A 13,008-nucleotide genomic window follows, 5' to 3' on the forward strand; every position below is an offset into this window, starting at 1 on the left:
GGAGAGTGCGTTTTTCAGGGTAAGATCAGGGTAAGAAAAGAGGAGAAGAAAACTTGGGGGATGAGGCTTTTTGGGATTTTGTGATTTTTCGTTCGAGTTCTCCGCTAAGCTCAGAACAGAAAAATTGTGACCAAAATACATCACTCAGCAGTGTCTAAAGGAGCACCGTCGACGAATCGTAGATTCCGAAAACCAACTAAATTTTTACAATTTACGCAATGTTGTCCTGATGATACCATTAGTACTATGACAATAATACTGGTGGTGTTTTTTATATGACGTTATTTGACCAAATCCCGCAGCGTTTATTTTCTGTATTAGCTTCCCCTGGTAAAATTGTCTTCTCCGAAACACTATTCATTATTTATCGACTCTTTCGTCGCATTCGCTTTATCCCTCGAGAAGTTGTTGTACAAGAAATTATAGACTACTTATCCAAAAACTTATCTGTTGATGAATTAGTCACTGACTTAGGAGAGGATGTTCATGGGGATGATAGGCTGACCGCTCAAGCTCTATTGAGAAGATTGCGGGAAGATGAGTGGATAGATTTTGAAACTCTCCCCGATTATCAAGAGTATATTACTCTTCGTCCATATGCGGAGCAAATACTTGAGGTACTAGAAAGTATTCGCTTAAAAGAGCGAACGCAATATGCGGGATATATCTACAGCACACATGCCGCTTTGAATGCAGAAGACTCCTATGAGCAAGGGTTAATAGCTTTAAATGAGGCTTATAATCGTACGAGTAAGCTTATGCGAGGGCTTACTTCGCTTCTTCATAATATTCGGCATTACACAGAAAAGCTAATTAGCACTAGAACAACTAAGGAAATATTAGAAGGACATTTCGATTCCTATAAAGAGGAAATTCTTGACCAAGAATACCATCAATTGCGTACCTCTGATCATGTATCTAAGTATCGTCCACAAATACTTGAAACAATTGAAAGATGGGCTAATGACACATCATGGATTAATGATATCACGACAGATTTATCCTTATCACAAGAAGTATCGAAAGAAGAAGCATTTGATTTTGTTATGGAACGATTGGAGTTTATTCGTAGCAGTTACTTCGAGATGGACACTCTTTTAAACGATATTGATCGTCGAAATGCTCAATATGCAAAAGCGTCGTTAGAAAGAGTAAGGTACAGATTGAATAGTAGCGAAGACGCTGTCAGCAAACTAAAATCAACTTTAAATTCAATTTCAGAAAAGATAGTTGCTGGCGAATTAAACGCTACAATTGAAGATTCAATTTTCCAAACTAACTTTAAACTTTACCCTGTGCAAACACTTGAAACCTCTTCGATTTACAAACCCAGAGAATATAGGAAGCTGCATGAATCGGCTGAAATATTCAATGACGAACCCAATATAGAAGATTTAGAAAACGCACAAAAACGAGCCCAACAACGATTTTCAAAAATGATGACCTATAAAAAGGTTGAAGCTTGGATTGCCAACAATATGGGGGATATCAATGAAGCGAGAGCCTCTAATTTACGGATCACTACAACAGATGACTTAGTTCACTTAGTTCATTTGGCTGCATGGGGAAAAAGTAAATATCTAGGCGTTATCGTAGATTATATTGACGAAGATTTTATTACCCCTACTGGTGAATTTATGTTTAAGAATATCAGTATAAAGAGGCGGTGACTTCTTTGAATTGGCCAGAAAAATATAATGATTTAAACAATAAAGAACGTGATGAGTTTCGACGAGTTGTTAATCGTCTGATTGGAGATACCTTTCTAGTTAGAAATGATGAAAATAGACACGACTTCTGGTTCGTTGAGAAACATAGTCTACTAATTGAAGAATATCTGACCTTCATGGGCTGGAATCTTTTGATAAATAAAGCAGAAGGTGTCGTTCAAGCAATAAATCGTGAGGGCTGGACAAAACTAAACTTATCCATGTGGGATAGCATACTGTTGTTACTGTTGAGATTAATGTACGAGGAAAAGCAAAAACAAATAAATATAGGTGAGATAATTGGTTACGTGCATGAATTTCAATCTTATTGCCTGTCTTTTCGACTTACCAAAAATGGTGTGCTTCCTAAAAAATATTTAACAGATGCATTTCGTATCTTCAAACGATTTTCACTTGTCAAAGTCCTTGATTCAGATGTTACTGATCAAAACTGTCGATTTATTATATTTCCATCAATAAAATACGCTGTCGCAATGGATTCCATTGAAACACTCTATTCAAGTATTAATGCTTATCCTAATGAAAGGGAGAATGAACTTGAAACTACTGAAAGCAATTAAACTTGTTAACTGGCACTATTACAGCAACCAATCATTCCCTTTTATCGGTAGTTCTCTAATTACTGGCGAAAGTGGTGCAGGAAAATCGACCTTATTAGATGCAATTCAATATGGATTAATTGGAGACGCACGACTATGCAAATTTAATATAAGTGCACAGGATGGAAAAGATAGCAAGCGTAATTTGACCACTTATTTGCGTTGTAAAACAGGAACTGAAAGCAAAGATGGTGGTGTTTCATACATTAGAAACACCGACTTTACTTCATATATTATTTTTGAGTTTTGGGACAATAAAAAGTCCAAAAGTTTTTTGGTTGGATGTGGTGTTGATTATTATATTACAACTGATGATTACGATCCTTTATTTTTTAAACTTGAGAACTATTCTCTAGATCAGTTTGTGTTATTCGAAGGAAAACGTCCTCTAAGCGCACATAGTGAATTTAAAGCAAAAATTAAAGAACTCAAAGGAGATTTATTTTCTACAGCTGAACTCTACCGTTCACACTTGAAAACGAAATTCGGTCATTTACCCGACCGTTTTTTCACACTACTGGTAAAAGGAATGTCATTTCAACCATTAGATGATTTTCATAAATTTGTAAGTGAGTTTATACTGGATTCACAACCAGTAGATCTAGGAATAATGAGAGAAAACTTACAGCATTATAGAAATTTCGAGCTACTTGCTACTCAAACCGAAGAAAAAATTTCAGCTCTTCATCAAATTGCAAGTGTTGACGAGGAAAGACAACAAGTAGAGGAATGGATTACTGTTCAAGATTATCTTATTCTACGTGCACAGTTAGAAGAAAGTATAGATAAAATGCAGGATCTAAAAAGAGAACGAGATTACGCCACTGAAGAGGCCCAAAATACTAGACTCGATATTTCAATTCAAGAAGAGTTAAAAACAGAACTCGTCACTGAGCAACATAAAGTAATGATTGAGTTGGCACAAGACAGTGACGCAATCCTTGAGAAAGAAATTAATCAAGAAATTGAACGATTGAGCTCTGATCTCAGCAATACCATTGAACAGGCAAAGAAATTATCCAAAGATACCCAAAATGAAGTACAAAATATTTCCTTAGCACTAAATGACCTTGAGGGAATCTCTAAAGAATTTTCAATTGATACCGTATATGAGCATTCATTGATCGCACGTGAGTCCTTTACAATTTTAAGACCACTTATTGAGACTGATTTATCGTCACCGATAGCACGTGAGCAAGTTGTTAGATTAGCCGCTGCTTCAGAGCATATCGCTGACAGTGTAGCCTCTCAAAGGCATAGACTCAGATCTGAACAGGTCTCTCTACAGAACGAATTAGATCGACTTACTGCCGAGATTGATCAACTTGAAAAGCGTAAAATGGTATACCCTTCATTTGTAAGCACCCTACGTCGTTTTGTACATTCTGAAACGGGACAGCGTACAGACATTCTTTGTGAGTTGTTAGAAATACAAAATGAAAAATGGCAAAATGCTATAGAAGGGTACTTACATACTCAAAAATTTCATCTTGTAGTTGAACTCAATGCTTTTGACCAAGCTCTATCAATATATGAAAAAAGAAAAAAAGAAGCTGGATTGCATACTGTTGGAATAATTAATGGTGCAGCTACACTTAGAGAAAACAATGGCTTTCTTGAAGGTAGCCTAGCAGAAGAAATAATCACTCAAGATCCTATTGCCCGCGCCTTTATAAACCGTATTCTTGGCAGGGTTATGAAATGTGAGTCTGAACAGGATTTAAAAAAACACCGCATTTCTATTACTCCAACATGCATGAGATATCAAAATCATGTTGTAAGTCAGTTACACCCTGATCAATATAAAGAGTGGTATGTTGGGTCACGTGCCATTGCAAAGCAATTGGAATATAAAAAGGTTAGAAAAAATGAGGTCGTACAAAGATTACAAATTCTTACGAATCTTGATACTCTATTTGAGGGAATATATAAGAAGCTTAAAGACAAAGAAACCCGTTATAGCTATTGGTTAATTGAATGGGAAAATATATGTCGTATTCCTGATCTGAAAACGCAAATTGAGAATAAACACAAAGATTTAGCTGCCATTGATTTATCTCGTGTTGAAAAGCTGCGTGAAAAACAAGTTGAATTATTGGCAAACATAAATATTTCGGATCAATATATTGGTAATCTTCGTGAAACTGCCGCGAAAAGGGAAAGCGATGCGAAACATAATGATGATTTGTATCGCCAACAAAAACAAATGACTTCTGTATTCGAAAATCAACTTCTATTGTTTTCGGAACAACGCCCAGAAGCCGCACAAATTGGTCACACGCGTTATAATGATGAACGTCAACGAAGAGGTAACTTGGACATTATCAAGAATTTTGAATTAAATCGCGAAACTAATAAAACGAGGGTAATTAACTTAAAAAAACGATTAGATGATCTAAGATTTGAATATAATTCACTATATCAATTTGGTGCGGATCATAGAGCCGAGAGTAATATTAAATATAAAAATGAGCTAATAAAACTGGAAGAAAGCGAACTTCCTGAATATCGAGAAAAAATTATTAGTGCAAAGGAAAACGCAGAGAAGGAATTTAAAGCACATTTTCTATATAAGCTTCAAGAGCAAATGCGTATTGCTCAAAATCAACTACAATTATTATCCGATGTATTGAAGTGTTATAAGTTTGGGCATGATACTTATCGCTTCATTAGTAATCCTTCCCCCACATTTAAGGATTTTTATCTGATGTTAACTGACCCACTAACATTGGAAGGTCCTAGTCTTTTTAGTGGACTTTTTCATGATAAATATGAAGAGACTCTTAATAGATTTTTTGCAAGCATTACAGAAGGTGATGAAATTCAGCAGGCAAAGAATATTGAACTATTTACCGATTATCGCACTTATTTAGATTTTGACATGCGTATATATCATGATACTGGTGAGACTACCTTATTCTCGAAAGTTTTGAAGGAAAAATCAGGTGGGGAAACACAAACACCATTTTATGTTGCAATTGCTGCTGCATTCCTGCAAGTTTATCGACCTGGTAATGATGACACTATTAGACTTATGATTTTGGATGAAGCATTTAGTAAGATGGATGACCAACGTACAGAAAATGCGATAAAGTACATCAATCAAGTAGGACTTCAAGTAATAATTGCAGCTCCTATTTCTCAAGCTCAAGTTATAGTTCCACAGGTTAGATCCAGTTTTGTTTTATTACGTGAAGGTGAATTCCCTATTGTAATGGATGCTCATCAATTACTGGAGGAAGCCTCACTAAGTGAGGTAGCAAGCACTAAGGAGTTGGATAGATGAATTATAAACATAAAATAATAAACTACTTGCTCGATCGGTATGAACATAGTGCCAACTATCGGGGAACGAGCAAACGATCTGTGATTTTAAAAGTAAATTCAAAGCTATTTCCCTCTTATTGGGATGACTCTTCTCCAGATTTTCGAAATTCTTTTCATCTTGCCTTAAAAGAATTAACTGCTCAAAATGCAATTTCATATTCGTGGAATAAGCATGCCATAGGAATAGAAGTGGATAAAATCACATTGAGTCTTTCCAACATAGAAAATGTTTATAAAATAGTCGATCGTACACCTAAATCTAGTCTTGAGGATCAGCTTCGCTCCGCAGTTAATCAATGGCATCATAAACTTCCTTTGTGGTGTAATGAGTTTATAGAAGCAATGCGAGCTGCTCTAGATTCAAAAACCACCTTGCCTATTGGACTTAAATATGAGAGCATCGAACTGCTTTTAGATATCTTCAAGCTATTGACTAGTTTGAATTCAAATGATGTTATTCCTAAGCGAGTAATTAGTAGTAAGCTATTTGGTGACTCAAAGTATATCGAAAATAATCTAGAGCAAAAGCTAATAAAATTACTTCGCAAGTTTCATCCACTAACTAATTTTAATAATGAGAATGAAGAATTACTTGGACTTGTCGGAATTTCATCTAATGCCGATCATATTTTTTTATCAGGTCCCCTTACTCTTAAGTATTTGGGAAATTTACTTAATCTTGATTTTTTTAAACCAGATGTAGGAGTCCCTTCCTCCCTAATTGCCGAGGCAGATATATATGAGCTTCGAGCTAAGCGAGTATTGACTATTGAAAATAAAACAACTTTTTATCTTTTGGCTTCAAAGGAGAACACAGACACATTACTAATTTATCTTGGTGGATTCCACAACCAGGTACGTCAAAAATTTCTAGCAAAGCTATGGGCATCTGCTCCTAATATAGAATTTGCACATTGGGGTGATATTGATTTAGGTGGATTTAAGATTTTTCAACTACTCTCCACAGGAAGTGGCGTTCCAATTGTGCCGTATAAAATGGATCTAGAAACATATCATACTTTTTATACTCATGGGCAAGAAATGACACATGAGTACATGAGTAAGTTAAAATTACTTTTAAATTCAGAAGAATATTTGGTATTTCATAGTTTAATCAGAGAAATGCTTGTAAAGAGATTTCGCTTGGAACAAGAAGTAATCCCCCTGTAGTAATTAAACCAGAGTCCTACTAATCTTTTTATACTCTGGTTTATTCTAAATTTAGAAATCCTTCTCGTGTTTATGGTGGAATGGGAAGAAAGCCTTATTCCACAAGTCTTTCAGGAGATGTGTTTCTTTTTCTTTCGAGATTACAGTCAAGCTCAGAAAATAATATTTGACCTACATAGTTTTTTATTCTTTTATTAATTGCTTTATAGTATAGGTTAAATAACGTCATGCATAATACGATTTTTGCAAACAAGGCTATTTAAAAAAGTGAAAGGGCAATAATGTTATCAATCCGTTTAAAATTGATTTCAGTAAACATTATTGCTCTATCCAACAAGTTATTCGAGATACATCCTCTTATACTGTAGAAATTAATCAATATTTAAAGGGAACCTTAAATCGATTGCTTTTTTCAATGTGCACAATAATTTCACGCAACAAAATCTAGATTGTAAAGTCATCTTTGATTCTCCCAAACGATTCTTATTAAATAAACTTTGACTTTAAAAATTCTGGATCAAGTTTTCTTTTTACCAAATTTAAAAACCTCTCATCATGGGTAGAAATAAAAAATCAGAATATTCCTAAAATAAAAGAGTGAAATACAACCTTCTATCACATCATATTTTTCTAATCTTCAGAACAAATGCTCTTCCATTGGATATTAAAGAGTTCATCATATTTGTTAAGTTTCATTAATCTATCTCAAAACATCTACAGCTTGTCCTTTTTTACCTTTTGACAATAGTTAAGGCATTCTACCAGTGCTCTTAAGACCGCATTTGCAATTAAAAATGGTAATGATACTGCTGAAGTGAAGTATCTGAGCACATCTTTCGGTGAAATATTCATTGTTTGTAATTCAGTATTATCTACTTTAATAAAAACAGGTAAACTTTCAAGATCTGTTATATTGTACGAGTAAAGATTACTAATTGAAATCAAAATTAAATAAGTCGCGCTGGTTATATAAATCGATGCCTTAACTCTCTCTAAAAAAAGTTCCTTTTTCCAGAATAATATGACCATTGCGGAAGAAACAGAGATGATTCCAATACCTAAAAACAGCATTTCACCACTTGCTGAAAAATTCACGTTAAAAGCAGCCATAACAGCTACAATTAATATACCCGAGATAAAAGTCGGTCCCAAAAAGAACCAAACAGTGATAAAAAACAATGTTTTCGAACAAAACTTCATTATTGAAAAAACCACAAACAATAAATATACTATTGTAAAAATCATCATTGCTAAATTAGCAATTGAGCTGCTAAATCGATTAATTATCAACAAATTAAAAATTAATGTTAAAAAATACAACATTGAAATCGTAGTATAGTTGAATTTGAATCTTTTGGCTATTGTAGTAATCATTACACACTCCTATTTTCTGTTTTAAAACAGTATTCTAAAACAATGTTAACATAAGATGCGAAATGGATGAAATATTAAAAATATCTAATGTAAAATATCATCCCCTAATCTACAGTTACTTCTTTCAAGAATGAATTATATACACAACATTCAAAAAGGCTCTGAACTATATGTATATCCCAAAACAAAAAAACGGCATCTCTGCCGTTTCCGTTGTTATTATATGGTGGAGCATAGCGGGATCGAACCGCTGACCTCTACACTGCCAGTGTAGCGCTCTCCCAGCTGAGCTAATGCCCCATATGTATGGTACTTCCAGCGTTTACCGCCTCAGTGAAATCAGTATAGCATACGCCCGCCGTACACTGCAAGCGAAAAAATCAGATAAATCCCCGTCCCTGCTGAAAAAACTCAACAAAAAAAGCCAACCGATCCCACCCGGTTGGCTTTCCTCTTATTCCCTATCACTCCACTATCTCACCGTCACCACAATCGGTGTCTTCTTCCCACCATACTGCACATAAATCGTCGCTTTACCCGACCCTGTCGCCTTGATCACGCCGTCTTTCACATCGGCTACCAACAGGCGAGTAGTGGTCCAGAGAGCTGGCTTGGAGACATTTTGCTCAGAGCCATCTGCATACGTGGCGATGGCGCTCACTTGCTTCACTTCACCTTTGTTCATAACGAGCTGAACGACATCTGTCTTCAAGTATTTCAACGTATCAACATCCACTGGGATGGACACGCTCTTGTCGTTGTACTTCGCTATAACCGTCGTTTTTCCGAAGGCACGTCCTGAAACGAGGCCTTTGGTTACGTCTGCTACCTTGTAGTTGCCCGTCTTCCAATCAGCCAGATTGGTAACATCCATGGTACGTCCATCGGAGAAGGTAGCTGTCACGGTTACTTGTACGTTGCTGTTCGACTTCGTAGATACAAAGCGCTTGTCTGCTTCCAGCTTGCTTACGATTCCGACTTCTACCGGGATACTGATCGATTTGCCGCCGTATCTCGCGGTGATCGTCGCACGTCCGTTTGAGAGACCTGTTACGCGGCCGTTTACCACATCCGCTACTTTTACCGAGGACGAGGACCATTCTGCATCGCTGGTCACATTGTCCGAATTGCCAGCAGAGTTTGTTGCGCTCAGCTTGATGTCTTTTGATTCATTGACGTTTAAGATCAGCATGCGAGGATCAACAGAGAGATTGGTCGCTTGGTCTACTTCTACTGCAATCGTAACGGTTTTGCCGTCGAAGGTACCTGTTACGTTCGTTTTCCCTGCTCCTGTCGCCGTGATCTTTCCGTTCATTACTTCTGCAACAGCAGCAGAAGCTGTGCTCCATGTCGCTGTATCTGTTACATCCTTGTTCGTTCCATCTGCGTAAGCTGCTGTCAGCTTAACCGTTTCGGACTTGCCATTGCCAAGCACGATCTTTTTCTTGTCTACCGTCAATGTCTGCATGACACCAACGGATACGGAAATGTTCACTGTGCGTGTTCCGTATGTTGCTGTTACAGTCGCTGAACCTGTCGACACACCTGTGATCAAGCCTTGACGCACGCTTGCTACGTTAGGTGCACTCGATGACCAAACAACTTTTTGTGTGACATCTTCAGCACTTGAACTTCCACCTGGATACGCAGCCTTTACCGTCACTTGCTTCGCGCCACCCACTGGGATCGCTACAGTCGTGATATCTGCGGACAAGTTTTGCGGTACATCTACATCGACAACGAGTGTCGCTGTTTTTCCGCCGTATTTAGCCGTTACATTCGCTGTTCCAGCCTTGTACGCGGATACGGTCTTGCCATTTGCAAATACGACATCTGCATTATCCGAAGACCACTCTACTTTTGAAGTGACATCTTCACTTGTACCGTTTGCGAAGGACGCGTTTACAATTACGTCTTTCTTATCCCCGCTTTTCATCGTCAAGAAAGCAGGATTGATATACAAAGAACGAGGTACTTCTACATCTACACGTACCTGAACGGATTTGTTTCCGTATTTCGCAGTAATCACCGCTTCACCGGACTTCACCGCATGGATTTTTCCGTTGCTGTAGTAAGCAACATCCTCGCGATCCGAGGACCATTCGGCCTTATCGTTCACTACTGTGGAACCGCCGTTATTGGCATAGGTTGCTTTCAGCTCGATGTCTTCTTCCTTGCCTACATTCATGAAAATGTTCTGCTTGTTGAGTTCCAGCTTTTGCGTTGTATCCACATCGACTTTGATCGTCGCTGTTTTTGTTCCATACTTCGCCGTAATGGTTGTTGTACCTGCGCCATAGGCCTTGATCGTGCCCTTGAGCGCATCGGCTACAGCGGTATTGTCGGAAGACCATTCAGCCTTATCGGAGACGTCTTCCGTTACACTTCCATCCGGGAAAATGGCCTTGAGTTTGATTGTTTCTTCGCCGTTCAGCAAGAGTGAAATCTGGTTTTTGTTTGGCTCCAGTCTGTGAGCAATCTCGACGTTTACAGAGATCGTTGTCGACTGGCTACCGAATTTTGCTGTCACTGTACCTGATCCTGAATTCAGACCTTTGATTGCTCCATTTACTACTGTAGCAATCGCAGGATTATTGATGGACCAGTCTGCTTGAGTCGTTACGTCTTCTGTTGTCCCATCACTGTATACAGCTGTCAGCTTTACGTTTGCCGTGTTGCCGATCCTTACGTTCAACGATTGATCTTCTGTCGTCAGTGCCTTTACCTTTTTGGTTACATTCACACCCACTACGACAGGCTTACCCATGTAAGTAGCTGTAATGGTAGATTTCCCTACCGATTTGGCTGTGATCTGTCCGGCATAAACAGAAGCGATATTCGCATCCTGTGTCGTCCATTCTGTCTTGACGGTGACGTCTTCCGTTTTTCCGCTCACGTAAATAGCGGTAGCCGTCAGGTTGGTCGAATCTCCATTTTCCAATGTTACCTCGTTCTTGGACAGAACGAGTCGGCTGATTTCATCGGCAGCCAATCCTACGCCTGCGTTTCCAGTCCCCACTAATAGCAGGACGGCCAGAAACAAGAGCATCGTTTTTTTCCAGAACATTGCTAGCCTCCCTCGCAAGTATGAAATTTGCTGTTCTTCGAAACCATTCCACCATTACTATATCGGCAAAGTGCAAGAATGAATTTACTAGTTTTTCGTGTCAGGCGTGTGTCAAGCCTTGTAACTAGACCTTATTTCAAACGTCTAAATAAAGAGAGACTACGAGGGAGATTTCGAAGAATGAAAAATCGAACGATAAACGCACAGCGTCCTTGCTGGCGCGGGATATGGAGCGTGCTAGGGAGTGTCATGCTGCTCGGTCTGATATGGTCGGGCTACAACTGGTACCGCATCGAACAGACGATTGAGGGAGCCAAAGCCCGACACGCAACCGTCGGCATTGTTCTCGGTGCAGCTGTCTGGGGTGAGGGACCTAGTCCTGGTCTGCGCGAACGTCTGGAGCAGGCGGCGACCCTGTATGAAGAAGGCTATGTATCGAAGCTGTTAGTCACAGGCGGCCTCGGTGAAGGAAAAACGATCACGGAAGCTGCTGTAAGCAGAAATTACTTGGTGGCGAAAGGAATTCCCGAAGAGGACATTTTGCTAGAAAGCAAGTCTACCAGCACATACGAAAACCTGCTGTACGGCCAGCAGGTCTTGGAGGAACATCATATTCAAGACGCCCTGATCATCAGCCACGACTATCATTTAGCCCGTGCTATGATCATGGCTGATTCACTGGGAATTGTCGCCTCGCCTGTAGGGACGACGTCACACGTCCTGTTTGGACCGTATCATAAGGCGAGAGAAGTACTCGCCCTCACGCATTGGGAGCTCTCTCGCCTCTGGACAGAAGTGCTAGGAACGGTGGTTCTCGCGTAAAATCTCATACACATCGACAAAATGGCGGATTCGCTCCATGATGCGAGCCGCTTTTGTTTGTTCGATCCGATTTCCGTTGGAGATAGACAGATGCTCTTGCAGTTCATTCAGCGCGTAGTTTGAAGTAAACAGCGTAGGCAAATGGTTGTTTGCCCGCTGGTTCAGTATAACCCCCAAAATCTCATCCCGAACCCATGGCGTCAGGTTCTCCGCACCGATATCATCGAGGATCAGTACAGGTACTTCTTTCAGCAGCTCCAGCTTTCCTGCGTACGATTGATCCGAGATAGAGTCCTTCATCTCCCGGATAAAGTCAGGCACATACACCAGCAAGGAAGCAACGTTACGCTCCGAGAGCTCGCGACCGATTGCTCCCATGATGTAGCTTTTTCCAACACCAAACGGACCGTGCAAATAAAGGCCTTTTACCCGCTCGCCTGTTCCGACTTTTTCACAGAACTGAATCGCGGCATCTACAGTAGCCAAATTCCCGGAGTCAATGACCAAGCCTTCAAAGCTCGCGTTCAAGGTCTCTTCGGAAACGTAATAGCTGCGCACCAGTCGGCGACGGCGAATCTCTTCCTCGTGCGACAGTTGCTTGGAACAGGGCGTCATCGAGCTGATAATATGTTGGTGAGCCAGCTCCAATTGAGTGCTATGCCCCTTGACCAAATTCGGGCACTCACCAAGACCCGGACAGCGCTCGCACCAATACTGCTCCTTGACCGCCGTATAGATGTTGGAGAGCGAGCGAAGGTAATCGTCTCGAGTCAATTCGGGATGCTCTTGTTGAAATGCTTTTAAATACGCAGACGAACGGAACATTTTATCTAACTGCTGATCCGGTGTCAGCAACTGACGCGGTGTCCGTTTGGCCAGCTCTTGCATGAACTCACTGATAGATTCCACGTTCCCTCAC

Annotated in this window: 8 protein-coding genes and 1 tRNA gene; 5 read left to right on the top strand and 4 right to left on the bottom strand. The window is 39.6% G+C overall.

The window, feature by feature from the left end:
* Nucleotides 1–275: 275 nt before the first annotated feature.
* From E8L90_RS15725 to E8L90_RS15740, 4 genes are read left to right on the top strand one after another with little or no spacing between them, the layout of a single operon-like run.
* Nucleotides 276–1,670 carry a Wadjet anti-phage system protein JetA family protein gene (locus E8L90_RS15725; protein ID WP_137030210.1) on the top strand — a complete coding sequence of 465 codons (1,395 nt, stop codon included), beginning with the start codon at nt 276–278 and terminating at the stop codon, nt 1,668–1,670.
* A 5-nt stretch (nt 1,671–1,675) separates the two neighbouring features.
* Nucleotides 1,676–2,290, top strand: coding sequence for a DUF4194 domain-containing protein (locus E8L90_RS15730; protein ID WP_162309091.1), 615 nt, complete (start codon nt 1,676–1,678; stop codon nt 2,288–2,290).
* Nucleotides 2,268–5,615 carry an ATP-binding protein gene (locus E8L90_RS15735; RefSeq protein WP_162309092.1) on the top strand — a complete coding sequence of 1,116 codons (3,348 nt, stop codon included), beginning with the start codon at nt 2,268–2,270 and terminating at the stop codon, nt 5,613–5,615. The genes E8L90_RS15730 and E8L90_RS15735 overlap by 23 nt, the downstream gene beginning before the upstream one ends.
* A complete protein-coding gene (locus E8L90_RS15740; protein WP_137030213.1) occupies nt 5,612–6,826 on the top strand; it encodes a Wadjet anti-phage system protein JetD domain-containing protein in 1,215 nt (404 codons plus the stop codon). Before E8L90_RS15735 ends, E8L90_RS15740 begins: the two co-directional genes overlap by 4 nt.
* A 714-nt stretch (nt 6,827–7,540) precedes the next feature.
* Here E8L90_RS15740 and E8L90_RS29935 read toward each other — a convergent pair.
* The 3 genes from E8L90_RS29935 to E8L90_RS15755 all read right to left on the bottom strand — a co-directional run bounded on the left by E8L90_RS29935 (nt 7,541) and on the right by E8L90_RS15755 (nt 11,267).
* Nucleotides 7,541–8,200, bottom strand: a complete 660-nt coding sequence (locus E8L90_RS29935) for a hypothetical protein (RefSeq protein ID WP_162309093.1) — start codon at nt 8,198–8,200, stop codon at nt 7,541–7,543.
* Between the two features lie 224 nt (nt 8,201–8,424).
* Nucleotides 8,425–8,500: transfer RNA gene (locus tag E8L90_RS15750), tRNA-Ala, on the bottom strand.
* Nucleotides 8,501–8,672: 172 nt separating this feature from the next.
* Complete coding sequence (locus E8L90_RS15755; protein ID WP_137030215.1) at nt 8,673–11,267, bottom strand: Ig-like domain-containing protein; 2,595 nt, start codon at nt 11,265–11,267, stop codon at nt 8,673–8,675.
* Nucleotides 11,268–11,447: 180 nt separating this feature from the next.
* On the opposite strand from E8L90_RS15755, the gene E8L90_RS15760 reads away from it, so the two are divergent.
* Nucleotides 11,448–12,089, top strand: a complete 642-nt coding sequence (locus E8L90_RS15760) for a YdcF family protein (RefSeq protein WP_137030216.1) — start codon at nt 11,448–11,450, stop codon at nt 12,087–12,089.
* Here the strand turns inward: E8L90_RS15760 and dnaI are convergent.
* Complete coding sequence (gene dnaI, locus E8L90_RS15765) at nt 12,066–12,998, bottom strand: primosomal protein DnaI (protein WP_137030217.1); 933 nt, start codon at nt 12,996–12,998, stop codon at nt 12,066–12,068. The genes E8L90_RS15760 and dnaI overlap by 24 nt on opposite strands.
* Nucleotides 12,999–13,008 lie beyond the last annotated feature (10 nt).

It is taken from the genome of Brevibacillus antibioticus (genome assembly GCF_005217615.1).
GTDB classification, from domain to species: Bacteria; Bacillota; Bacilli; order Brevibacillales; family Brevibacillaceae; genus Brevibacillus; species Brevibacillus antibioticus.